We start from the raw sequence: 25,225 nt of genomic DNA, 5'->3' as shown, positions 1-25,225 counted from the left end.
CGTAACTCATAGATTTCTAAGCCGCGTGCTCGGCGGCGAACGATCATTTATGATGTCTTTAAGTTCGCCTTGTTTTCTAAGCCGCGTGCTCGGCGGCGAACCCCGGCTTCATAAACACGGCTTCTGTTGTAAATTTCTAAGCCGCGTGCTCGGCGGCGAACTCAGTGCTACAAAAAGCGGCAAATGAAGAGCTTTTCTAAGCCGCGTGCTCGGCGGCGAACGTGACGGAACCCATTACCCAGCCCGTTCAGACGTTTCTAAGCCGCGTGCTCGGCGGCGAACTACGGCTTGGAATATCCACATAAGCACCTGCTTTTCTAAGCCGCGTGCTCGGCGGCGAACAGCGTAAGCGGCATTGGAGCCGCTTACAAATATTTCTAAGCCGCGTGCTCGGCGGCGAACCTAACGTTTACGAAAACTTTTGTGGAACTAGATTTCTAAGCCGCGTGCTCGGCGGCGAACTCTGATGATGCGCGGCGCGCTTTGTCCAGATCTTTCTAAGCCGCGTGCTCGGCGGCGAACAGTCGTCACGATCGGTTGTGCCGTAGAACACATTTCTAAGCCGCGTGCTCGGCGGCGAACACCGAAGCAGTGGAGCGGCTACGTATCGGGACTTTCTAAGCCGCGTGCTCGGCGGCGAACCATAATGGAACGCTAATAATTTTTCAGGACTTTTTCTAAGCCGCGTGCTCGGCGGCGAACCTCAAGTGGTTTTAGACGATCCTTTATCGGATTTTCTAAGCCGCGTGCTCGGCGGCGAACGCCCCTATGTGTTGCCAACGGGCGGGACTGTGTTTCTAAGCCGCGTGCTCGGCGGCGAACTATAGTTTATTCGCAAAAAAATAAGTTACAACATGCAGTTAGGTCAAAATAAGCGTTTTTACCTATGTTTTTTCTGCATATTGTAACTTGCTGTTTTTAAAAGATATTTTTAAAGAGCTTTTTTCGTTGGTTAAAACTTAGGTAAAACACCTTCTGCACTGAGTCCGTAGGTATTGAACATGGCGCTATTGTTCGATGGTACGGCCTCATTTCGAATGATGCTCATACAAAACTCATTGTCGCTGTGTAGGCTTTTCATTCTGATAAAGGGTAGCTCTTTATCTTCTTTTGCCATGTTATAACCTTTAAAAAATTCTGCCGCTTGCTCCAATGTTTCGTTGTGGCGTTGCATGCGGCGTTTAATGTGCTTGTCAGGCGAGCCTGATTTACGACGACGATTAAACGACTCGTAGCCAAGCACGTCACTTGGAACGTCGGCGATGCTTTTCATGTGTACATAGTCTTCAAGACGATTTAGCCATTTCCCAAGATTCAAACGCTCAAGGTCGTTTTTATCATTCGCAAACAGTCTAAGCTTGTTGCCAACAAAACCGAGCGTTTCATTTCCACTTGTTTGATATTTGGGAAAGCTCACTGCAATAGGCACTTGCTGTTTGTCGTCTTGAATTTCGACGAGAGCAAGGTGCACTTGCATCATGAGCTTGGACCACAAAAAGTGAACGCCAATGTCGTCACTGGGTAGCAAGGTTATATCTATGTAGTGTTTCATAAACTGTTCCTACCTTAACTCTCACCTTCGCCAAAAACGCCACCACGAATAACCATAGCAACAACAAAATGCTTATCATCTTCAGAGACGTTTCCATCATTCAGCCATTTCAATAGAAGCGTTTTAAAATCATTTTTACTAGAGCGATAAGCTTCACCTCGTTGTGTCACCGACCCATATGCCTCAACAGCAATTGGGGCTATGGCTTCTGGATACCAATCATCAATAGTTCTTAAAGCATTGCCAATTTTTTCACAATGCATCGCGGCTTTACCATTTAAATTAAATAAATGGCGGCTTTTTTCTCCTTTAGGAGAATTCAAAACCATCTCTTGCGAGGGCCAGATTCTCTGCCCTTCACCGAGTCTCACATAAGCATTCATACTCAATAATGTATTTTCATTCCCAGCAAGCCCTGCTTTAATTAACTGAGCTAAGACATTAATCGAAGCATCATCCGCAGTGGTATCATTTAACGGGAAGTTATAAGCGTTAAACTCTAATGGCGTACTCAAGCTTGAATGCTTGACGATAATTTTTATATCTTGCGCACCAACACGGTTGCGCCATAAAAAACGCCCATTGGCGATGTTGTAAGCATAACGTTTGGCAAGTGCCTCAATGTTAGAGTTCGTATAGTCAGCAATTTTTTCACGAAACTTCCGTTCAAACTCAGCTTTATTACAAACAGAGGGTAAATCAAGTCCACCAACTACACGTAAGCTGAAACTGACTTTTAATGTATCATGTTCATGTGCTAACGTTGCGTCATCACCCCATGCTAGGTTGGCTTCTGCTACTTGTTTTTGAAGCTCTTCTTCGTTATCTAAAACCTCTTGTTTGAAATTACTTTTCACCGCACGATTTCTACGCTCAAAAAGCTCAATTGCCTGCCATTGAGTATCATCTTTTATTTTCTCCCAGTTGCCTGAATACATAAGTGCGTCAGAGGGTTCTAGTTTACGGTCAAAAGCTAATACACTTGGTAAAGTTAAATTTGTCATAGGTATTTTCCTTAAAATAAGTTTAGGGCGTCGTGAAAGTTGAGGGTTTGAGGTTGCTCTGTTTCAGGTATGTGTTGGTCAGTGGCTTCGCCAATTACCGCATTACTATGCTGTTTACATACATACCATTGTTCTCTGTGTTCATAACGCCAAATGGCGTTATTGATAGCATTAAGGTTATGAACGCCTTTCCATTCCCCAATTGAATGAACTGCCTCAACAAAACGGGATGGCGTTATCTCGTCGCGGGTATTTAGTACGACTCCTGCATCATATAGTTCACTAATAGCCTTATATCCCGTCATCAGTGGCACTAAATAACCCGAATTGGGCTTAGCAACATACTCCCAATTTGCTGATGTGTTTTCGTCAGGCTCGCTCTGATCTACACTGAGCTGTGGAACGGCTTTATATTTTAACGCTGCGAAGTCTAACCATGCGTCTAATAATTGGGGCTCATCTGAAGCACTCTTATTTGCTTTGTGGCGGTCTAACAATGATTTATAGTGATTTTCTAAATAATCACTTTGGTCTAATAGAACAAAACCAGGTATGGTTAAGCGTTTAATTTTTCTCAACATGTCAACATGCTGTTGCTGGGTGCTAGCAGATAAAAATTTGGCTTGTTTAATATTTAAAATCATACCTCCTGCTAAGCGCATTCGATAACACAACGTTAATACTTCATGTTCTAATTCTTTAAGTTGTTGTGTTGCTAAAGTAAGTGATTTATCCAACTCAATTACTAAGCTCACAGTCAAATTCATTTTTCCTTCTTCGATGATCGGCGGTGATGCATTCTTGTGCTTAGCCAATACGGGCGGATTTTTACTTTGTAAAAATTCGAAATCAGCATATTGCTTTGGTTGATAAACCTTATTCTCATAGGTATGAGATATTACTGCACACCCCGTTAACTCAATTTCGTTTTCTCCTTCATAGAAATTAGACAATTTTCTATTTAATGCGTGAGTAAAGCCTAAAAAGTGCGTTATTGCAGGAAAGCCCCATGTCAGTCCAGCAATAGAATTGGCATTCTGAATATCAATATGACTCAATACTAAATATTGGCTCATAGCACTATCTCCTGTGTTGCGACCATTTCTCGTAGGTCAAACAAAAAACAATCGCCCCATAGAGCTGCTTGAATGGACGTTAGCTTGAACTTACCTTTTTGTGAAAGTTGCTGATTCAGCCAACGTCCATAACTTTGACTGAGTGTTTTTTGCCATGCATTATCTATTTTTAATGCCTTTGCAACCTCATCTTGTCGCCAAGGTTCAAATGCAAGTTGATGCTCATCTGGCAACTTACTACTAAGCGTCCAACCTTTAATTGCCTCATTAACGTTAATTGTTTCCACGTAATTAAAAAATTGACTGCTGATGGCACGCAACTTATTCATTACCGCCGCATTACGTTTGGGTTCGCTAATACTGAGTGATTTATTTTTTATCAACAGTAAGTAGTTTCTTAGGTCATTGATTTCTTGTTTTAATTCAAATGCCAAGGTCTTATCAAATATAGAAGTTCGATTAATATAAGATGGTATATGAGACTTCCATTGTGGCGGTATAGTAGGAAGCAATGCAATTTTTCCTCCACGCTTACCATTAAGTGAGGAAGCATTCGAGTGATTTGACCCCGTTACGTGTAAACTGGCTTTATTAGGATAAATACAAGTTACTATGGCTGAATACTTTTTATTACTTTTTTGCTTACGTGCATTTTCTTGCTCTTCATCCCAGTATTTTTTATGTTCAAGATGAAGTGCATGCACTAAGGAGGAAGAAGTAAGAGGCATCAATAAATGATATTGCCTATCCTGGATTGGAAAATAGATTTGTTTTGAAAGGAAGTAGCTTTGTTTTTGCGAACTATCATATGACTGTTTTAATTGATCACACCATTCATCAATAAAATCAGCATCGTCTGTTATTTTTTCAAATAATGCATTCTCTTCTCTTTTTAAACAATCAAGTACACTGGTACCATTTACCGACAATTTTAAAACATCAGCAATCGGTAACGATGCCGCGTTTGAAGAAGCCGTATCAATTTCTACATTTATTAGTTGGTTTGTGGTTAAGTAGCGGTCATTTTTTTCAACTGTAGTATCAAGAACACTTGAACTCTTACTGCTCGAATGAGTTAACTTCCCTACATGAGTAGCAAAGCTAATATCACTCGCTTTACTAGCCCATCGATTTAACCAAGCTACCGCTTCATGTTCATTAGAATTAGCGATAATAAACTCTTGATATTCTTTCTTTAAATCAAATAGCTGTTGATCGACAACATCGTCATCCACCAAAGCGATCAAACTTTGATATTTATTTTTCTGAAACTCAAATGGAGGCTGCTCCTTAGACTTTTTAGATTTTTCAATATCTTTTATAGCGCCCTTCTCTTGACTAATATTTTTTACAACAACCAGCATACGCTCAATTATCGCGCCGTTGGTAACCACACCTTGTTTGTTTTTTGATGGTTTAGCTTTTAAAAATTGTTCCTCTTTATTATCACGACGCGTAGTCACATACGCGATAATTTCGTCAGCTAATGCTTGCGACATTTCATCGTCATTCATTATTGTATTCATCCTTCTTTAAAATTTTATATACACCAAGCATTGGATGGCATTGCCATTGTTCAGCAGAGTCTTCATCAATTTTTCTCAGTGATAAGTGGGTAAATTTTTCCAATACTCGCTCTTCACTATCGCTCAGAGCTTTAATAAGCTTCTCTACTTCATCCTTTAAATTAAACTCTCCCCAAACTACATTTCGTAATCCGGTAACTAACTGTTCAGCCCGCATGGCTATGTCGGTCGTATTTTCAAATTGGCGTGGGAAGGCATTAGACGTTTTCTTTTTCCAAACGGCTTTACCTGTTCGGGTAAATGTGAGCTTAAAGTCATCGTTGGCAGTAGATTGCCTAAAGGGTTGTAACCGTTGCAATTCACCACACCATGTTACCTCGTTATTCCACCACTGAGCAGCATGATTTGATTGATTGGCGCTGCCAACTAATCGTAATTTTTGCGAAAAATGTTCAAGCTCATTGAAACGTTTAAATTTAGGTGCCTCCCCAACTTTTGAATTTTCTAACTGTGGAAATTCCTCTAAGTTTTTAATTCTTAAGATGGCATTTATTTCATCAAGCTCGCCTTCTTCAATTAACTTACTTAAATCAGAATCGGAATAATATAATGGCTTGTTGAATAGGTTATTTGTTTCAAATCCTGGCTTTTCAAAACAAGGATTTTTACCTTTTAGGCCTTTAAAATTTTTAGATAAGATATGAATATTTTCACAAAAAGGAACTTGCTGACGATGACGCTGAACTCGACCAGCCAGCTGAATAATCGAGCGAATAGAACTTGGTTCAACAATTGCCCAATCATAATCATGATCTCGTCCAACTTCTGCAACGGCAGTTGCGAGTACTACAAAAATATGATTTTTCTCAACATGATTTTCTACGAGATTTTTAATGCCACTTTGCTCTAACCATTTAGCTTCATCATGCCGTGACAACGCTTCATCTAATTGATTTTCTATCTTTGAGCGTTGCAATAGCGGAAACTGGCTATGGTATATACAATAATGAATTAAAGTATCTTCAGGTGCACTCTGCACGAACAAAGATTTAGTCACCTGTATTAAAGGATCGATATTTGCCATGCGCACTAAACCTATCGTTACTTTTTTTCCAGCAACAGTTGTCGCATGTTGTAGATGAAGTGTCTCTATAGACTGCCTTATCACCGTAGCCATCCACTTAGTTGGCGTATAGTCTGAATGGGGTGTAATCGAGATAAGCTTTGCTTTTCGCAATGGGCTTGTTTTGTTTTTCAGTTTTTTAATACGCTCGCGTACAAAACCATTATGTATTTCTTCATATGAAGTGGAGTCTGCAATTAATGCTGATTTTGGCTTTTTAAATTCATCAAACCATGCACAACATACTTGATCCATTTCCCCATACTCACCATTGACTTGTGTATAATGCTTTCTACCTGCTTGATAAGCTAAATATAATGAACTAGCTAAAGCAGGTGAAATAGTAGCCGTAGATAATAATACGCGGCTGCCTAGCATACCTGCCCAGTTAACTAAGCGACATAAAGCAGGTAAATCTTCAAGACCAAAGTCATCAGGCTCATCAAGCACTAAATCCGAGGTTAATAATCGTAACATAGGAGCAATTTGACGCCCGCCACGAATTCCTTCATTAGCTGGCATTAAATAGTCTATGGTGCTTACTAAAACAGGTGCTTGTATCAACTTCAAGATTTTTGGATCATGCTTGAACCATTCAGCACAGCTTCCTTCATAATAAGGCAAATCTTCTATTAAAAAAATTTCATCTTTCAATAAAGACTCAGCCGATTCACTGCCCATTTTTTGTTGCTCTGTTTCTTCTGGCGAGTGTGATTGTTGATGAAGATCTTTAACAGCTTGAGAACCAATTAATACAGCAAGTTCATCATACTTAAGGTCTAGATCCTTTTTTAAAGCATCCCCTGTTTGTAATGTTAAAGTCCTAAGCCCTAATGCAACACTAAAACGGCATGTTTCCTCATCAGCTAAACCGTACATAATACGGGCATTGGCTCGGGTTTTGCCTTTACCAGTTGATGCCATGCAAACGCCAAAAAAACCATGCTTTTTGGTGTCGTCCTTAACAGATAGGGCTAAGTTGTAAGCGCTATCTTGCCAACCATAATTTTCATGATAATCACGAGGAACTTTGTCAGTGAAAGCTCGATTAGGTTTTAATGATGGTAATTCGTTTCTTAATTTAGGTAACGCCATAGCAATATCACATGCATTAATTCCAACGGCAATATTGTGCTCATCAAGCTTTTGCTTCAGATATTTATTGCCATTTTCGTCCTTATCTGTATTGGCATAAGCTTTATAATTTCTATCTTGCCATTCTGGCGTTGTTTCTTTTTTTGATGAGTAATAATGATCAGATAGCATAATAGATAAACGAGCTAAATGCGCTGTAAAATGCTGATCAAACCAATCTTGAAAAAACATACGCTCACAATGCAATATTTTTTTAGCGACAAGACTAGATTGTGTTTGCCAATGAGCACTTTTTAACGGTGTTCCGTAAGGAAAAAACCAGTTATTTTCAATGACACTTTTCTGCCAATCATCGTTTAAGCATTGCGGTGAATTCCAACACGCTTCAAAAACATTTAGCCATTCACTCATATTCTCAAATGTTGGTGGATTATCTGCGTTTTTTGGGTATTGCGGTAATTTATGATGGGATACAATCAACCAAGCCACTAGCTTTGCAACAGGTGGAAATATTTTAAAAGGGTTAATTGGATTTAAATCAATGCCATCTCTTAGTGATGCAAGATTTGCCATCATTTTATCTTCAGCAGAGTTATCAATATTGGCAAGATCTTCTAACCAATCCTTATCACCCCTTCCGTCTACAAAAGCCTGAAAAATTCGTAGTGAGACCCACTCATGGCGATACGGTTCAAAAGCTTTACCAGTAAATTCTGGTCTTAACTTTCCTTGGAATAATGCTATAGCCTTACCAACATCATGAAATAAGCCTGCTAAATGAGATAAAAGCGATATAACCTTTGTATTGAGGAAAAAATGCTCATCAGCATTCAACGATTTAGTCGTTGTATTAACTGGCACTATGCCTTGCTCATTAAACTTATTTTTATTCCCCACAACCCAAAGCAATTCGCTTCTAGCACGGGTTCTTATCCAGTGGCAACTCACTGCGGTGTTTTTGCTGGCGGTTTTACGCAGCATTTTTTTGACGGTGAGTAGCCCGTCCTCGGTAATCAGGGTTTGCCATGTGTTATCGCCAATGCGATTAGCAAAGGCATCTAAAACTCGACGTGTCTTTTTGAGAGAGTTTTTTTCGCATTGGCTGACAAAGGTCACCATCATAGTTCGGTATCCTCGTCGTTTTGTCGCTCTAAAGAACGACCTACAAGTGCCTCTTGTTCTTCGAGGTCATTTTGCTGAATTGATGAACCACCAAGATTTAATGCCATGTTTTTAACGGTATCAAACATAAAATCTAAGGCTTTATGATCGGTGAATTTTTGTAGGATCTGCTGGCGAAATTCTTGCTCTGTGGCGTTTTCTTTGGCACAAACAAATGCCCAAGGCAAGACAATGGCGTCTTTTATCAAGTCAGCCACATCAAATACCAAGGCCCCACGACGCGTTTTGCCATGCATAACGGCAAAACCATGAGGAATGCCGAGCACCCATAAACAGCAAGCGGCTAAACCGTAGGCAAGATAGTTACCATGATTTAGAAAGTCGTTGGCTTTATCACTCGAGTCATGCTGACGTTTAAAATCCTCAATACGCACAGCATTAGCGGCGTACTTGTAAAGGGATTTGGTCAATTGAGCTTCGGTAAGCAATAAATCGGATTGTTTCGTCGCGGCATCGGTTCGGTTATGAAAGGTCTCGAAAGACGATTGTAATACCGCATCTTGCAGGGCGAAGCCTTCGCCTTTTAAGTCTTTTGTCCAAATACGTTCAAGGTAATCAAGGCGCGCTTTTTGGAAGGTCTTTGCTGCATCAAGACGCTTGTCGTCATCAAACCAAAATTGCAGCCAACCATGAAGGTATTCGGTAGGTCGATATTCGCTTTGTGGAGTAAACCATTCGACTTCGCAAGCCATGTACAGAGGCGTACCGCCGCCGCCACAAAACCCAACTAACACGCCAGCTTGAGCAAGCATACGCATGGCGGCTTGCGTGATAGATGTACCATTACCAAGTAGAAGCACGGTTGTGTTTGCTATCGGGATATTAAAGTACTGGTTTTCCCCTGACTTTTTATTAGAGAGCGCTTCCGTGAGATACAAGACTCGACCATCTTTTTGCATCACGCGACAGTATTCTAGGTAGTACATATTGGCACGCTTGGAGTGCAATATGGTTTTCATGTCTGTTGGTGAAAACTGCTCCATCACTCAATTCCCTTAGTTGTTTCCCTTCACTGTATCCGGTTTCTCTGCGCCTACAACCCTGTAAATTTGCACACGTTAACTGACTTAACAGGTGTTTGCTCTAGGGCAAACTATTCAGTCATACAGCCACGGTTTTATGTCTGCGTAGTTAACACATATCAGTTGCTGGGCCTGTGGGTTGGCGTCGAGCATTTTGGTTTTGACCTGTAGGTCGTCGAGGGTATATTTCACGAGCGCGGCACGGGTGGGGAGGACAAGTTGGCCGTTGGTCATGCCGTAGTCGTGTTCGATGATGGCTTTTTGTTGACTGTTTAAACGCGAATCTGGGGCAAGCAGGATATCGACAAAGGTAGTCCAATAAACATCGTCTGTCTGGGTATAGTTGGCAGGTTTGCCATCGTATTCGACATTTTGAAAGCGACTTAGTACAAAATCTAAGAAGGTGTCACGCACTTCGCAGTAGGCTCGTACATGCCAGCGATTTGAGGCTTTAACGAATGTATGTGGATAAATCAAACGACCTTGTGGGTTACTGCTGGATATTGAAAGGTATTCGCAATCTACGGCAGTTTTTTGTTCGATCGCGGTGCATAAAGGTAAAATAATGGAGGAAGAAGCAAAACGATCTGGAGGAGAAATACGAGTAATGTAACCATTTTTGTCAACGGGCATAGTGGCACGATTGGGAAATAGCCCTAATTGACGCCAGTCAAAATATTCATCTATCGCACCACGAATGTAGTGCGGTTGCAAAGCGCCTTGAACATGATGAGCCTTATCTTTGGCGTCATAGATCAGCACATTACCCGTTTCATCTTGGTAAGCTTTGAGCCATTTTCCAGCAGTTTGGCGCGTTACATTGAACACGTCCATTATCGGCGCGGCATTAATACGCCCTTCCCAATGTAACAATAGTTCAATCAACCAATTTGGATGCGGAGTTCCCCACTGTCTTACGTCCATGTATATCTGCCTGTTGCTTGAGTTCTAACGAAATACGATCGCTTTTCTGCTAGAGAAGGTCAATTAAAACTGTCAGTTTTATGTCAACTACCTGCTCTTTGCTAACCCTTCTAACTTTGACTGTTCACAATTCACGCACTGTAAGCCATGTATTCATCATCCGTCACACCCCATAGCGCTCAATCTTTTTGATCAATCCTTGGCGTGATAAACCTAGCATTTTCGCGGCTTGAGTTTTGTTGCCAGCCGACTGTTTAAGCGCATGTTGGATTAAGCGGATTTCAAGCTTTTGCACTTGAACGTCTAACGATTCCTCTAGCGTAATGTCCTCACGGCTAATAGGTAAGCTTGTGTTGTGTGATGATTCGATTGACGTGGCGGGTGCGTCAAAATTCAAGAGGTTGATTTCTTCCAGTGTTATCTGCCCTGCAACACAAATAGCGGCGACGCTTTCAAGGGTGTTTTTCAGCTCTCGTACGTTGCCGGGCCACGATCGGTTTCTAAACCACTGCAGTGCGTCGGACGACAAAGCCAACGAGCGAGCGTGCTTGCGCTCCAAGTCGCTGATAAAGGTTTGCAGTAAAATAGGAATATCTTGTGGGCGTTTGTCTAACGCCTGCGTTTCAATCCCAACACCTTTAATGCGGTAATATAAGTCTTCTCGAAAGGCATTTTGACTGACTAACTCGACTAGGTCTGCGTTGGTTGCGGACACGATACGCACGTCAATGCTCTGCAATGTTCGGCCACCCACGGCATAGAAAGTGCCTTCCTGCAGCACACGTAATAACTTCACTTGCATGGGCGCTGGCATCTCACCAATCTCATCAAGGAACAAGGTCCCTTTGTCCGCTAACGTTAACAGCCCTTGCTTGTCTTTCTCCGCGCCAGTAAACGCACCTTTCACATGACCAAACAGTTCACTTTCCAGCAGCTCAGCCGGTATCGCGCCACAATGCACGGAGATAAAAGGCCCTTGCGCACGCGTACTTAAATCGTGCAGCGCCCTAGAAATCACCTCCTTGCCTGTCCCCGAAGGCCCTGTTACTAAGACGCGCACGTCGGTCGGCGCGATACGCTCAATCAGCGCACGAATCTTTTGAGCATTATCGGATAAACCAATATACACCTCCGCACCATGCTTTGGTGCGGTGTTTTGCAAGCGCTGCAGCTCTCGCTCTAAACGTGTTTTCGCTAACGCACGACGCACCACAACGGCCAACATATCGGGGTCAACAGGCTTGGCGATAAAGTCCCAAGCGCCTTGAGCGATCGCTTGTAGCGACAACTCTCGCTCAGCATGCCCTGTGATGATGATGATCGGACAGCCCTCAAATTCAGGCATTGCCAACAATGTTTTTTGCGGATCAAAGTGCGGTGGCAACGATAAATCCAGCAGCACTAAATCAGGCCTTCCATGAATCTGTTTTGCTTCTAATGCCTCTGAGACAGAACCGACACTTTTAACCCTGAAGCCTTGCTGGGATAACCAGCTACCCGCTAATTCACGAAAAGCAGGCTCATCATCCACTAATAAAATATAACTTTTATCAGACATCTATGGGTTCTCCTGAGGGTTGATGTACAGCATTGAGTGGCAAGCTAAATTCAAATGTCACCGGCCAACCACAGTCATTTCGATGGGCAATTTGCCCTGAATGGGCGTCTAAAATTCGTCTAACAATGGCCAACCCCAAACCACTGCCTCCGCTTCGTTTGGTAACAAAGGGGCGAAACAATTCACCACCGTGAAGCGATGCCTCCAACGCTGGGCCATTATTATGAATTCGACAAATGAATGATTGAGCATCGGTTTGAGCTTCAATACAGATCGAGCCATCTGTTTGATTGCGTACATACGCCAAAGCGTTGTCGATTAAATTGATAAACACTTGCTGTAAACGATGGGGATCGGCCTGCACCGTTACGTCATCTGCCAGTTGCAACGTCATTAAAACGTTTTCCGTATTAAGGGATGCAATCACGCTGTTGACCAACGGCTTGATTGAAACCGGTTGGTATTGCAGAGTTATCTTCCCAGAGTAGACCAGCATGTCACTTACCAGTCGATCGGCTCGCGTCAGTTGCTCTTGGATGTGTCGTCGAGTGTCCGCAGGCGCATTGTAGGAAGCCATGGAAATAATGTTCAAAGGATTACGAAGCTCATGCGCCATGGCCGCAGACAAGCTGCCCAATTCAACTAAATGCTGTTCATCAAGACGCTTACGCTCTGTTTCAGCTAACGCTAACGAGCGCTCTAAGGCGGCGCAACTGGTGGCAAATAACGAGCCAAACACCTCCAACGTTAAGCGCATACCGGGACTTAAGTCATCGCTGTTTTCACTGTGTGAAAACCAGCCGGACTCGGCTTTATCAAGTACTAGATAGTGGCCATCAGACTTGGCATGACCGGATAAACAGATACTAACTGGCAAACGCAATTGCTGCAGTAATAATGACTCCCCCTCTGTCACCAAGTCATGCCAAGATTTCGCCTGACCCAACTGACGACTCCAGTGTTCCAGTATCTGTTCATTGAGTACGGCGCCAGGAAACACCATCCGCTCGGACAATTGTCGTACCCATGGATAGACCACAGCCGCAATTAAGAGCACCACAAGAGAATACAACCAGAGCTGCCAGATCGGTACGTTGGTTAACGCAACCAGCCCGATGCGCCCAGAAAAAGTCCCCAAGACCGCAATCACACACAGGACGACCAGCATCATGACCAACACCAGCAGCGCTCGGTTAGCAAAGCGGTTCACCGCCAATATTTGATAGCGCACAACCCCGTAAACCAACAACAGCAAGTAACTGGGTAACAGCAACATTGGATACGGAAAAACGTTAATCCCCAAAGAAGGGAAAATAAAACTGGTGGCCAATAGTAAGCCCCATGCGCCTACCCCAAACATAGCGAGAATGGAGCGACGCTTATTCCCCGAATGCTGCTGCCACCCTAAAAGTAATACCCCGTGACCCGCGATACCCACCAACACCGTGTAACCTAAATTTATCGCGCCAAGTTGGTTAAAGATGAAAAATGGTCGCCCATCAATCAACGGAGTTGTATCCCCTGCCCCTACCCAAACGCTGTAAATCATCACCATCACACTGGTCAGATAGACACATGGCATATATCGAGAAAGAGCGTTTAACCAAGGGCGCTGAGCTGGGCCCTCATTGACAAAAAGCACCGCAAAATGCAGAAAGAAGGTCGGCATAAGAGGGTTAGCCAGTAACAGAAACATACCTATTGCATGCTGTTCATGAAAGAGCGCTAAGTGCCCAAAACACCACAGCGCCATCATCACAGCAAAGCCTGCTAAAGCCATTAAATCGCGCTGCTTATCGGCGCGCCATATCAACCAGCCTGCTACCAATACACCACATACACTGGTTACCCAGATAGAAAGCTCAAACACTGTCGACAACATCAAAACGTAAACCTCGTTTACACCTAAACCCCAACCTTAATCGTAAACATAGTTTACACTCTCTTCAAATGGTATTTTTTATACTTTAAATTCAACAACTTAAAACATATAACCACTTTGGCACATAGGTTGCTTTAACCAATTAAACATGACTTATCTCATAATCATAACGAAAAACGAGGCTACACCTATGGAACTTCAAACTTTACTGATCGATGGCATGGTACTTATCAGCATTATCTTGTTGGCCATTACACCTCTTGCCGTTAGGCGCTGGCAAGGCAGGCATTTAAAACAATCGATGCCATAAACGTGAATGCCACTCTATTCAGATTATATATTTCAACTTAAGACGGTCACCCTTCACGGTTTTTAAACGGATTCTCTTATGGAACTCGATACAGCGTTACTTTCTCGCCTACAATTTGCGTTTACGGTGAGCTTTCACATCATCTTCCCAAGCATCACTATTGGCTTAGCCACTTTGATTGCCATCTGGGAAGGTCTATGGCTTAAAACCCATGATCCACGCTACTTACAACTGGCCAAATTTTGGATCAAGCCATTTGCCATTACCTTTGGTATGGGGGTGGTGTCAGGAATCGTCCTGTCGTATGAGTTTGGCACCAACTTCTCGAAATTTTCCGATATTGTCGGCCCTGTATTAGGCCCCTTAATGGCCTATGAAGTATTGACTGCGTTTTTCTTAGAGGCGGGCTTTTTAGGTGTCATGCTGTTTGGCTGGCAGCGTGTCGGACGAAAACTGCACTTTTTCGCAACGGTCACAGTCGCCGTGGGGACTTGGATATCGGCCTTTTGGATCATCGTTGCAAACTCTTGGATGCAAACACCGCAAGGCTACACCATCGTAGACGGGCAGTTTCATGTCGCCAGTTGGTTTGAGGTGATTTTCAATCCATCAATGCCTTATCGCTTAAGCCATATGCTGTTGGCCTCTTTGATAACGGCGACCTTTGTCGTCGCAGGTGTGTGTGCTTATTACTTGCTTAAAAAACAACATGTGGCGTTCGCTAAAAAAGGACTGTCGATGACCATGTGGATTGCCTTAATCCTGACACCTCTGCAAGCTTACATTGGTGATCACCACGGCCTGAACGTTAAACAGTATCAACCCACGAAGTTGGCAGCAATGGAAGGTATCTGGCCCGCTGAAGAAGAGCGCGTCCCTCTGTTGTTGTTCGCTATGCCCAATTTGGAAACGGAATCCAATGACTTCGAACTGGGCATTCCCAGTTTGGGAAGTTTGATTCTTACCCACAGTTTTGACGGTGCTGTTCAAGGGCTAAAAGCGGTCCCGCCGGAAGACCGCCCCAATGTGCCATTGGTTTTCTGGTCCTTTAGGGTGATGGTTGGGCTTGGGGTCGGCATGATTGCGCTGGCATTCATTGCCCTATGGCTGAGAAAGCGCGGCACCCTGTTTGAAAACAAAGCTTTCCTAGCCGCTCTCGCCCTGTTTACGCCATCTGGTGTCATTTCGGTATTGGCGGGCTGGTATGTGGTCGAAGTAGGTCGTCAACCATGGCTGGTTTACAACTTAGTACGCACCAGCGATGTGGTCTCACCGCTTCCTGCTGAACGCGTGCTCTTCACGCTGATTGGGTTTGTTGTGATTTACACTTTGCTTCTGGGCGTTTATCTATACTTCATGCGCAAACTGATTAAGAAAGGGCCGCCAAGTATGGCGCATTTAGAACAGCAACTCATCGGTATGAAAGCACCTGGCTACGCGTTAGCGTGGGTAAAGAACTTAAAACATGAAGAAGGAGAAAAATAATGGACTTAATCTTGTTTTATTTTCTAATCCTAGGGTTTGCGGTATTGATGTACGTACTGCTCGATGGCTTTGATCTGGGCGTTGGGATTTTATATCCATGGTTTGATCGAGAAGGCGAACGCGATCATTTAATGCGATCGATTTCTCATGTGTGGGATGGCAATGAAACTTGGCTGGTGTTTGGCGGGGTTGTCCTGTTTGCCGCTTTTCCAGCGGCCTATGCGGGCATTCTTTCCACCTTTTACTTACCCATTATTTTGATGCTGTTTGCTTTAATATTTCGTGGCGTCGCCTTTGAGTATCGCTTTAAAGCGCACCGTTCTCGCCCATATTGGGATTTGGCGTTCAGCGCTGGCTCAGCGATCGCAGCGTTTTGCCAAGGATTGATTCTGGGCTCGATCGTCCAAGGTGTCAACGCGGATCAAATATCCGAAGCCAGTTGGTATTGGTTGTCTCCTTTTGCCATTTTAACCGGCTTTAGCGTGATGGCAGGTTATGCGTTACTGGGCGCCAGTTATCTTTATATGAAAAGTCGGTCTCGCATACAGCAACACGCGGCTCATCTGGCGAAACGCTTATTAGTCATTGTGATGCTGGCCATGTTGACCGTCAGCCTATGGACGGTTTTATCATCCGACGACATTCGTACTCGATGGTTTGATGGGTTGAACTTTTTGTACCTCAGCCCGCTACCTATTGTTTCATGCCTGCTTGCCTTTTTGGCTTGGCGCGGCTTTAACAATAACGCCCATGAAGTACGTCCGTTTTGGTTTGTTGCTGGTATTTTTGCACTGGGATTTGCAGGGCTAGTCGTCAGCTTATTTCCTTACCTAATACCCAATCAACTGACCATTTGGGATGCCGCTGCGCCCGATTCTAGTTTGAAATTCTTGCTGGTAGGCATTCTGGTTTTCATACCCCTTATTTTGGCTTATACGTTTTGGGGCTATCGTGTATTTGCCGGTAAGGTGGAAGACTATCAGGAGGGCTATTAATGAAACTCAAGTCTTGGCAGTGGTTCGCACTGCTCTATCTAATCGGCATCATCAGTGTGAGTGCATTGGCGTATGCCATGCGGCTGATTATTAATACAGCAGCGTAGTATCAAAAACGAGCTTGAGTTGTCATCCAAGCTCGTTTTCTTATTGGCCTCAAAAGAAATGGGACACTCTTTAAAACGATGCGAGAGAACTTTTACACGCTCACCTGAGACACGGTACACTAGCGATTCTATTTGAACTTATGAGCACCATTATGAAAGCTTTTTTCGTTGTTTTATTGACCATCATTATCAGTGGTTGTGCGACGCTGTCACAATTATCCACTTACACTGTATCTAATGCTGAACTGGAAAGCGTGCTCGACAGCCAGCTTGGAAAACTACAGAAGCAGTCAGAATTAGCTGGCATTCCTTTAGAGCTAGCGGTTGACGATATGACCGTGGATATCGGCCCGGATGGACGAGATGTTGTGCGTTTAGGTGCTTTAGCAACAGCCAGCATCAATGTATTTGGCTTTAAATACCCAGCCAAATTAAGCCTTGAAATGGAAGGCGCGCCTTACTATGACAGCGAAAAGAAAGCCATCTTTGTACGCTCGTTGTCTTTATTAGATAGCACCATTGATGCCGCCGGTTATAAGGGTAATTTAGCCCCTGTCAGTAAAGAAGTGATGATGCTGATTAATGGTTACCTAGCGTCTAACCCTGTTTACACATTAGACACGACAAACAACACGATTCGCTTGCTATCCAGTGTTCCATTAGATCTTTCAATTCAACAAGGTAAGCTAGCACTTAAACCTAAGCAGTAATCATCGTTTAAATGGATTTCAACTAGATCTTTGCTTGATGCAGCCAGCAGTAGATTCAAGCCTACTGCTGGTCGTAAACGCAGAATATGAAGTAACGCAGACAAAAATCAGACATAAAAAAGCCGAACACTGGGTTCGGCTTTTTTAAATTTTGGTAGGGCTAGGCAGATTCGAACTGCCGACCTCATCCATGTCAAGGATGCGCTCTAACCAACTGAGCTATAGTCCTAAAGTGGTGCTTATTATACGCAGAGAGCTTTCCAGATCAAGTGTTTAAACAAATTTTTTAAACACTTGTTTTCGCTCACTATTTACTCATCCTCAAGCGCCACGAGTAACTCGTGCCCAATGACTTCATCGATTAAATGATAAGGTACTTTGTACTGTTTTTCGCGAAACTTGACGACTACGTGCTCCAAGCACATCTTCAAGATAACGCAGTTTACAATTACCCCATTGTCGATCACACGAATGATATTTCTGGTATGTAGAGTCAACGCCATGTCTGATTCCTTAACTTATTCACCAACGTCTTTCAGTTTCTTCTGCAAGATACGTATTTGATCTCGGTAACCCGCTGCCAATTCAAACTGTAAGTTTTCTGACGCTGTCATCATCTCTTTTTGCAGCTCTATCATGGCTTTGCGCACTTCGGCTACGTCGTCCATCGTTTCGATTTCGTAGTCTTTTACTTTTTCTGCAACCTTACGAGTCTGCTTCGATTTGTTGCGACTGCCAGCGCCTGGGTTGTAGGCGCCTTCTAAAATGTCTTCAACCGATTTGGTAATACCTGTCGGAGTAATGCCATGCTCTTCGTTAAAGGCTTCTTGCTTAGCTCGACGACGAATGGTTTCGTCCATGGCACGTTGCATGGAGCCTGTTATGCGATCAGCATACAGTATCGCTTTACCTTTCACGTTACGGGCCGCACGACCAATGGTCTGGATGAGAGAGCGATCTGATCTTAAGAAGCCTTCTTTATCAGCGTCTAAAATCGCGACTAGGCTTACTTCCGGTATATCCAAACCTTCTCGCAGCAAGTTAATCCCAACCAGCACATCAAATTCACCCAGACGCAAATCTCGGATAATTTCAACGCGTTCGACAGTGTCGATGTCAGAGTGAAGATAACGCACACGAATACCGTGCTCATGCAGGTAGTCCGTTAAATCTTCTGCCATACGTTTTGTCAGTGTGGTGACGAGAACCCTCTCACCGGTTGGCAATCGTTTATTAATTTCAGACAACAAATCGTCGACTTGAGTCGTCACTGGACGAACTTCAATTTCCGGGTCAATCAGACCCGTCGGGCGGACAATCTGCTCAACGACCCAGTCTTGATGCTGCTCTTCATATTTACCCGGCGTTGCAGAGACAAAAATTGTCTGAGGCTTAATCTGTTCCCATTCTTCGAATTTCATCGGGCGATTGTCCAGTGCCGAAGGCAACCGAAAACCATATTCCACCAAATTTTCTTTGCGCGATCGGTCGCCTTTATACATCGCACCAATCTGCGGAACGGTCACATGAGATTCATCGATAATAAGCAATGCATTGTCAGGCAGGTAATCAAACAATGTAGGCGGTGGTGAGCCTTCTGGGCGACCAGATAAATAACGAGAGTAGTTTTCAACACCGGAGCAATAACCTAGCTCCTGCATCATTTCCAAATCGTAGTTCGTTCGCTGCTCTAAGCGCTGTAATTCAACCAATTTATTGAGCGATTTTAATTGCTCTAGGCGAACGTCCAGCTCTTTTTTGATTTTTTCAATTGCTTCGACGATGGTTTCACGAGGTGTGACGTAATGTGTTTTTGGGTAAATGGTGACACGCGGAACTTTACGAATCGTGCGATTGGTCAACGGATCAAATATCGCAAGGTTATCCACTTCGTCGTCAAACAACTCAATTCGAATCGCTTCGTCTTCGGAGTCAGCAGGAAAAACATCAATCACATCGCCACGTACACGGAAATTACCACGTTCAAAAACCATGTCATTACGCGTGTATTGTAATTCGGCTAAGCGACGCAATACGGAACGCTGGTCAATGTGATCGCCTCGATCCATGTGTAACATCATTTTCAAATAAGACTGCGGGTCGCCCAAGCCATAAATAGCGGACACAGTGGCGACAATAATAACGTCTTCGCGTTCTAATAAGGCTTTGGTCGCCGACAAACGCATTTGCTCGATGTGTTCATTTACCGAAGCGTCTTTTTCAATAAAAGTATCCGATGCGGCAACGTAGGCTTCCGGTTGGTAGTAGTCGTAATAGGAAACAAAGTATTCTACGGCATTGTTAGGAAAAAACTCTTTGAACTCACCATACAGTTGCGCCGCGAGCGTTTTGTTGTGAGCCATGACAATCGTCGGTCTTTTGACCTGCGAAATCACATTGGCCACGGTAAAAGTCTTACCTGAACCCGTCACCCCTAGTAACGTTTGATGAGCAAGCCCCGCATCAATGCCTTGCACCAATTTTTTGATGGCCCCAGGCTGATCACCAGCCGGCTGATATTGTGAAACTACTTGAAACTCTTGCGACACGTTTATGCCCTACCCTTTACATCAGCTAGACCTTAAAGACTAACAAATTTAGTGGTCTGAGTCCCAACAAGAACTTGGCATTAGAAAGAAAGTGTATAAAACCCCTTTGCACTAGTCTGAATCGCTCTATGTTCGACATTGCTAATATAACAAACAATATATAATATATAGGAATAACCTTATAACCTTAACAGAGGTAAGCAAAATGTCTGCTCAACCACACACTCAAGCATTCTTTGATGAAGCCACCTTTACGGTTTCTTATGTTGTCACTGACACATCGTCAAACCACTGCGTCATCATCGATTCCGTTTTAGATTATGACCACGCATCCGGTCGCACAAAAACCGACTCAGCTGATAATATTATTGAATACATTAAAAGCCGTGATTTAACCGTAAGCTGGATCCTTGAAACTCACGTCCATGCAGATCATTTATCTGCCGCACCGTATTTAAAGCAAGCGTTGGGCGGAAAAATTGTGATCGGCAACAACATCACGATCGTGCAAAATACATTTGGTACGCTATTGAATGTAGAGCCTCAATTTGCACGAGATGGCTCTCAGTTTGATCATCTTGTTGAAGAAGGCGACACGCTTGAGTTTGGCCATTCGACCGTGGAAGTGCTGCATACTCCCGGCCACACTCCAGCGTGTGTTACTTATGTTATTGGTGATGCAGCCTTTGTCGGCGACACTCTATTCATGCCCGATTACGGCACCGCTCGCTGCGATTTTCCTGGAGGGGATGCAGCCACTTTATATCGTTCTATTCAGAAAATTTTTGCTCTGCCTGAATCCACTCGCCTATTCATGTGTCACGACTATAAAGCTCCAGGACGGGAAGACTACCAATGGGAAACCAGTGTCGCGGAGCAAAAACAGGCCAATGTGCATATTCATCAAGGTATTTCAGAAACAACTTTCTGTCACATGCGCACAACAAAAGACGCTACGTTAGGCATGCCACGCTTAATTTGGCCATCCGTACAGATCAATATGCGCGCTGGGGATTTACCGCCTGCCGAAGAAAATGGCACGTGCTACATTAAAACTCCCATTAACTTGGTATAGGATTCGCAATGAATCGATTACTCCGCTACTTACCGGCAACGGTATGGCTTAAAGACTACACCCGGACAGACATGCAAACGGACATGATGGCCAGTGTCATCGTGACCATCATGCTGATTCCGCAAAGCTTAGCCTACGCTATGCTAGCAGGCCTTCCGCCTGCCGTAGGTTTGTATGCCAGTATTTTGCCTTTGGTTGCCTATGCCTTATTTGGTTCAAGCAGAACGTTGGCTGTCGGACCGGTAGCGGTTGTTTCTATGATGACAGGCACAGCGGCGTTGCAATTCGCGGCGCCCAACACGGCGGAATATTTAGCGATTGTTATCTTGTTAGCCGCTATCTCAGGCCTGTTTTTACTGTTACTAGGGCTGTTTAAACTCGGCTTTCTCGCCAATCTACTCAGTCATCCCGTAATCTCTGGATTCATCAGCGCATCAGCGATCTTAATAGCACTGGGTCAAGTAAAGCATTTACTTGGAATACAGGCATCAGGTCACAACTTGATCGATATGATGACCACCTTGTGGTCGAATCTACCTCAAACTAATGTCGACACTGTTTTAATCGGTGTCAGTGCCGTGTTAGCACTGTATCTGCTACGCCAGCACTTTAAGTCAATATTAATCATGTTCGGCTTATCTGATCACCATGCTCAGCTCGCATCGAAAGCCGGCCCTGTATTGGTCGTCGTGATCATGACGTTAATCGTGGCGGTTTTCCAGCTGAACACTGAAGGGGTCAAAGTGGTTGGCGACGTACCAAGTGGGTTTCCACCACTGGCGTTACCTAAGATGGATTTTCTGATGGCGATGGACTTGCTCCCCGCCGCTATCCTGATCAGTATTGTGGGATTTGTTGAATCCGTATCAGTGGCTCAATCTTTTGCAGCCAAACGCCGTCAAAGTATCGATCCGAATCAAGAATTAGTGGGGCTGGGGGCGGCAAACTTAAGTTCTGCGTTTAGCGGTGGATTCGCTGTTACAGGTGGCTTTTCTCGCTCAGTAGTGAGCTTTGATGCGGGAGCAAAAACGCCGATGACGGGGGTTTTCACGGCACTGTTAATCTTGCTGACACTAAGCTTTTTAACCGGCGCGTTTTACTATCTTCCTAAAGCAGTATTAGCCGCAACAATCATTGTTGCTGTTGTACAGCTCATCGATCTGAAAAGTTTTATTCATATTTGGCGTTACTCTAAACAAGATGTCAGCGCCTTGCTGGCAACCTTCTTTATGGTACTTTTTGTCGGCGTTGAGGCAGGCATCATAACAGGTGTCAGCTTATCTTTGATTCTATTTCTTTGGCACGCTAGCCACCCGCACATAGCCGTAGTAGGACGTGTCCCAGGAACAGAGCACTTCCGTAATGTCGAGCGTTTCCAAGTGGAAACAAATTGCGAAGTACTAACGGTTCGTATCGATGAAAGTTTATTTTTTGCGAACGCGCGTATGCTAGAAGATAAAATCAATCAACTGGTTGCCGAGCAAAAACAAGTAAAAGACGTCGTTCTCATGTGTACCGCCGTCAACATGATTGATGCCAGCGCCTTGGAAAGTCTTGAGATGATCTGCGCACGTCTACAATCCACAGATATTCGGCTTCATCTTTCAGAAGTGAAAGGACCAGTAATGGATCGGCTCAAAGGGTCCGCTTTCATTTCTCATCTTACCGGTGAGATTTATCTTACGCAAAATCAGGCTTTTGAAGCACTATGCCATCAAGAAGGGTGATCACCAGATCCCCCTTCTTTTCTCGTTTCCGCTATTCTCCAGCTTCTTTAACCTGAATCACCATTCGATTTTTTTCCAATAACGCCGGGCCGATCCCTTTCACTTTGGTCAGGTCTTCAATCGTGGTAAAAGGGCCATTCTGATCACGATACGCAATAATAGCTTCCGCTTTACTTTGCCCTACGCCAGTCAATACCAGATCTAACTCAGCCGACGTTGCTGAATTAATATCTAAAGGCTCTACCGCCATGGAAAAAACAGGAAAAGACAACAGGGAAACGGCCACAATACGCTTAAGTAATGATTTCATTCGCATACTCCTTATGCAGGGTTAATGGCTTCATGCCAATCAAATAAAAAGCCGATCAACAATTTGATCGGCTTTCAGAATATCACATACGTAAGTCTGCTCAATGTTTATGCAACAACACCTAACTCATTATTGACCTGAGTTAATACTTGGATAGGATCTTGTGCTTGCGTAATAGGACGCCCCATTACGAGATAATGACTGCCTGCCGCCATGGCTTGTACTGGCGTCATAATACGTTTTTGATCGCCTTGGTCTGATCCAGCTGGACGAATACCTGGCGTCACCAGCACAAAGTCTTTGCCTAATGTTTCAGACAACATGGAAGACTCTTGAGCAGAGCACACCACGCCATCCATACCGGACGATTGCGCCAGTTTGGCTAAACGCATCACATGATCCTGTGGCGATAAGTCAATACCAACTTCCACTAGATCCGTTTCGTCCATACTAGTCAGCACTGTTACCGCAATCAATAGCGTATTGTGGTCGTGAATCTGAGCCAGTCCATTCGCTGAAGCCTCCATCATACGACGACCACCACTGGCATGAACATTGACCATCCAAACACCTGCTTTGGCTGCTACCGCTACAGCGTTGGCAACCGTGTTGGGGATATCGTGAAATTTAAGGTCTAAAAAGACATCGAAGCCTAACGTATGCAACTCATCCAAAATCGCCGGACCCGCTTTGGTAAACAACTCTTTACCAACTTTAACGCGACACAATTTTGGGTCTAAGCGCTTTGCCATCGCAGTAGCTTGTTCGATTGTCGGATAGTCTAATGCTACAACGATTGGGGATGGGCAAGTCATTTAAAATCCTCTGCAATAAAATCTATTCACCCTCTAAACCATGAATCGGTTTTACCGTGCCCCAGCTCTTGCAACTCGGACACTGCCAATGCAGCTGATGACCAGAAAAGCCACACTGACGGCAACGATGTTTTGGTTTAGAAGAGGTTAACTGTTCAATAAGTTCGTATAAGACACTTAAGTTTTCTTGATCGTGACCATCTGATTCCGCGCGCTGCATATCAATCAGCTCTTGAAACCCCTTAATCGTTGGATGGGCACGAAGCTGCGTTATTATAAACTGTTCTGCGAACTCTTTGTCATCTTGCGCGTAATGTTCCGTCAGAGCTCGTATTAAGGTTGCCGACGGGTGCATTTTAAGCTGTTCTTGCAAAAACTTAAGATAGCCACCACTGCCCCATACTTTTAAGTAGCTGTCTCGCAGCATAGGGATGACAATCGGTAAAAACTCATGATCCTGATCGGCTACGGATTTAAGCTCCTTTATGGCATCACGGTAGCGTTTCTGACTGAGGTAAATATCAGATAAACCAATACTGGCGCGCACACAATCAACATCCACATCAATGGCGGATTTGTATTTCTGAAAAGCCGTCGTCCATTGCTCTTTTTTGATGGCTTCTTCTGCCAATTCACAGTAAAAGTGCGCTAAACGCTGAGCTTGTTTACGTGTGGGGAAATCACTTTGAAGTTGATGACCCATGCGGATGGCTTTGTCCCAGCTCTGCTCGAACTCATACAAATCCACCAACAACGTAAAGATTTCTTTTTGAAACTCTGTTTTACGAGCAGCAATATTCAACAACAGGCGTTCAGCACGATCCAATAAACCGGCAGACATAAAATCGCTAGCGAGTTCTAGTTGAACAAGTCGCGTATCTCTAGGTGAGATGTCAGGGCGAGCTAATAGACTCTGATGAATATTGATCGCTTTTTGGATTTCTCCTTTCTTACGAAACAAGTTACCCAGCGTCAAATGGATATCGAAGGTATCAGAATTAACTTCTAATGAATCAACGAAGGCATCAATCGCTTCCGACTGCTGCCCATTAAGTAAATGATTTAGGCCCCGAAAATAATCGTTTGGGACTTTTTTAAAATCTTCTTTCTGATTTTCTTTAGTACGACGACGCCCTAACACCCAACCGATGAATAAGGCGACAAAGAGAACTACAAATAAGCCCCATTCGGTCAAGGG

The 25,225-nt window shown here is 43.9% G+C and carries 19 protein-coding genes, 1 tRNA gene and 1 CRISPR repeat array (1 of these 21 running past the window's edge); of the genes, 5 read left to right on the top strand and 15 right to left on the bottom strand.

Annotated elements, in window-relative coordinates; translation table 11 throughout:
- Positions 1-822: a CRISPR direct-repeat array (repeat unit 28 nt; unit sequence TTTCTAAGCCGCGTGCTCGGCGGCGAAC) (it extends 3,349 nt beyond the left edge of the window).
- A gap of 130 nt (positions 823-952) precedes the next feature.
- The 9 genes from cas6f to AYW76_RS07880 all read right to left on the bottom strand — a co-directional run bounded on the left by cas6f (position 953) and on the right by AYW76_RS07880 (position 13,944).
- On the bottom strand, positions 953-1,552 hold the full coding sequence (gene cas6f / locus AYW76_RS07920; protein WP_067218223.1) for a type I-F CRISPR-associated endoribonuclease Cas6/Csy4: 600 nt from the start codon (positions 1,550-1,552) through the stop codon (positions 953-955).
- A 14-nt stretch (positions 1,553-1,566) separates the two neighbouring features.
- Positions 1,567-2,556 (bottom strand): type I-F CRISPR-associated protein Csy3, encoded by a 990-nt coding sequence (csy3, locus tag AYW76_RS07915; protein WP_067218220.1) that lies wholly within the window; start codon positions 2,554-2,556, stop codon positions 1,567-1,569.
- Positions 2,557-2,567: 11 nt separating this feature from the next.
- A complete protein-coding gene (gene csy2 / locus AYW76_RS07910; protein WP_067218216.1) occupies positions 2,568-3,632 on the bottom strand; it encodes a type I-F CRISPR-associated protein Csy2 in 1,065 nt (354 codons plus the stop codon).
- The gene (gene csy1 / locus AYW76_RS07905) at positions 3,629-5,146 is read right to left on the bottom strand and encodes a type I-F CRISPR-associated protein Csy1 (RefSeq protein ID WP_067218213.1); all 1,518 of its coding nucleotides are present in this window, start codon (positions 5,144-5,146) and stop codon (positions 3,629-3,631) included. Before csy1 ends, csy2 begins: the two co-directional genes overlap by 4 nt.
- The gene (gene cas3f, locus AYW76_RS07900) at positions 5,139-8,498 is read right to left on the bottom strand and encodes a type I-F CRISPR-associated helicase Cas3f (RefSeq protein ID WP_067218209.1); all 3,360 of its coding nucleotides are present in this window, start codon (positions 8,496-8,498) and stop codon (positions 5,139-5,141) included. Before cas3f ends, csy1 begins: the two co-directional genes overlap by 8 nt.
- Positions 8,495-9,541 carry a type I-F CRISPR-associated endonuclease Cas1f gene (gene cas1f / locus AYW76_RS07895; RefSeq protein WP_067218206.1) on the bottom strand — a complete coding sequence of 349 codons (1,047 nt, stop codon included), beginning with the start codon at positions 9,539-9,541 and terminating at the stop codon, positions 8,495-8,497. Before cas1f ends, cas3f begins: the two co-directional genes overlap by 4 nt.
- A gap of 114 nt (positions 9,542-9,655) precedes the next feature.
- Positions 9,656-10,504 (bottom strand): WYL domain-containing protein, encoded by an 849-nt coding sequence (locus tag AYW76_RS07890; RefSeq protein WP_067218202.1) that lies wholly within the window; start codon positions 10,502-10,504, stop codon positions 9,656-9,658.
- 163 nt (positions 10,505-10,667) lie between these two features.
- Positions 10,668-12,062 (bottom strand): sigma-54-dependent transcriptional regulator, encoded by a 1,395-nt coding sequence (locus tag AYW76_RS07885; protein WP_067218199.1) that lies wholly within the window; start codon positions 12,060-12,062, stop codon positions 10,668-10,670.
- Entirely contained in the window at positions 12,055-13,944 is a 1,890-nt protein-coding gene (locus tag AYW76_RS07880) for a sensor histidine kinase (protein ID WP_067218196.1), read from the bottom strand. Before AYW76_RS07880 ends, AYW76_RS07885 begins: the two co-directional genes overlap by 8 nt.
- A gap of 388 nt (positions 13,945-14,332) precedes the next feature.
- On the opposite strand from AYW76_RS07880, the gene AYW76_RS07875 reads away from it, so the two are divergent.
- From AYW76_RS07875 to AYW76_RS07865, 3 genes are all read left to right on the top strand, one after another.
- Positions 14,333-15,739 carry a cytochrome ubiquinol oxidase subunit I gene (locus AYW76_RS07875; protein ID WP_067218192.1) on the top strand — a complete coding sequence of 469 codons (1,407 nt, stop codon included), beginning with the start codon at positions 14,333-14,335 and terminating at the stop codon, positions 15,737-15,739.
- Positions 15,739-16,734: a cytochrome d ubiquinol oxidase subunit II gene (gene cydB, locus AYW76_RS07870; protein ID WP_067218188.1), complete on the top strand. Its 996-nt coding sequence runs from the start codon at positions 15,739-15,741 to the stop codon at positions 16,732-16,734. The genes AYW76_RS07875 and cydB overlap by 1 nt, the downstream gene beginning before the upstream one ends.
- A gap of 259 nt (positions 16,735-16,993) precedes the next feature.
- Positions 16,994-17,551 (top strand): DUF1439 domain-containing protein, encoded by a 558-nt coding sequence (locus AYW76_RS07865; protein WP_067218186.1) that lies wholly within the window; start codon positions 16,994-16,996, stop codon positions 17,549-17,551.
- A 152-nt stretch (positions 17,552-17,703) separates the two neighbouring features.
- Here the strand turns inward: AYW76_RS07865 and AYW76_RS07860 are convergent.
- From AYW76_RS07860 to uvrB, 3 genes are all read right to left on the bottom strand, one after another.
- Positions 17,704-17,780 (bottom strand) — tRNA-Val (locus tag AYW76_RS07860).
- 82 nt (positions 17,781-17,862) lie between these two features.
- Positions 17,863-18,054: a hypothetical protein gene (locus AYW76_RS07855; RefSeq protein ID WP_067036447.1), complete on the bottom strand. Its 192-nt coding sequence runs from the start codon at positions 18,052-18,054 to the stop codon at positions 17,863-17,865.
- A 15-nt stretch (positions 18,055-18,069) separates the two neighbouring features.
- The gene (gene uvrB / locus AYW76_RS07850) at positions 18,070-20,100 is read right to left on the bottom strand and encodes an excinuclease ABC subunit UvrB (protein WP_067218183.1); all 2,031 of its coding nucleotides are present in this window, start codon (positions 20,098-20,100) and stop codon (positions 18,070-18,072) included.
- 205 nt (positions 20,101-20,305) lie between these two features.
- Here uvrB and AYW76_RS07845 point away from each other — a divergent pair, with 205 nt between their 5' ends.
- The gene (locus AYW76_RS07845) at positions 20,306-21,175 is read left to right on the top strand and encodes an MBL fold metallo-hydrolase (protein WP_067218180.1); all 870 of its coding nucleotides are present in this window, start codon (positions 20,306-20,308) and stop codon (positions 21,173-21,175) included.
- A gap of 8 nt (positions 21,176-21,183) precedes the next feature.
- The gene (locus AYW76_RS07840) at positions 21,184-22,902 is read left to right on the top strand and encodes a SulP family inorganic anion transporter (protein WP_067218177.1); all 1,719 of its coding nucleotides are present in this window, start codon (positions 21,184-21,186) and stop codon (positions 22,900-22,902) included.
- A gap of 31 nt (positions 22,903-22,933) precedes the next feature.
- Here the strand turns inward: AYW76_RS07840 and AYW76_RS07835 are convergent, their stop codons facing one another.
- The 3 genes from AYW76_RS07835 to lapB all read right to left on the bottom strand — a co-directional run bounded on the left by AYW76_RS07835 (position 22,934) and on the right by lapB (position 25,222).
- Positions 22,934-23,212, bottom strand: a complete 279-nt coding sequence (locus tag AYW76_RS07835) for a ComEA family DNA-binding protein (RefSeq protein WP_067218174.1) — start codon at positions 23,210-23,212, stop codon at positions 22,934-22,936.
- A 107-nt stretch (positions 23,213-23,319) separates the two neighbouring features.
- Complete coding sequence (gene pyrF / locus AYW76_RS07830) at positions 23,320-24,027, bottom strand: orotidine-5'-phosphate decarboxylase (RefSeq protein ID WP_067218171.1); 708 nt, start codon at positions 24,025-24,027, stop codon at positions 23,320-23,322.
- Between the two features lie 22 nt (positions 24,028-24,049).
- On the bottom strand, positions 24,050-25,222 hold the full coding sequence (gene lapB, locus AYW76_RS07825; protein ID WP_067218168.1) for a lipopolysaccharide assembly protein LapB: 1,173 nt from the start codon (positions 25,220-25,222) through the stop codon (positions 24,050-24,052).
- Between the last annotated feature and the right edge of the window lie 3 nt (positions 25,223-25,225).

The sequence above is a fragment of the Marinomonas gallaica genome (assembly GCF_001639745.1).
GTDB lineage: Bacteria > Pseudomonadota > Gammaproteobacteria > Pseudomonadales > Marinomonadaceae > Marinomonas > Marinomonas gallaica.
Note: the sequence above shows the minus strand (reverse complement) of the source record. Positions and strands in the feature narration are given on the sequence as shown.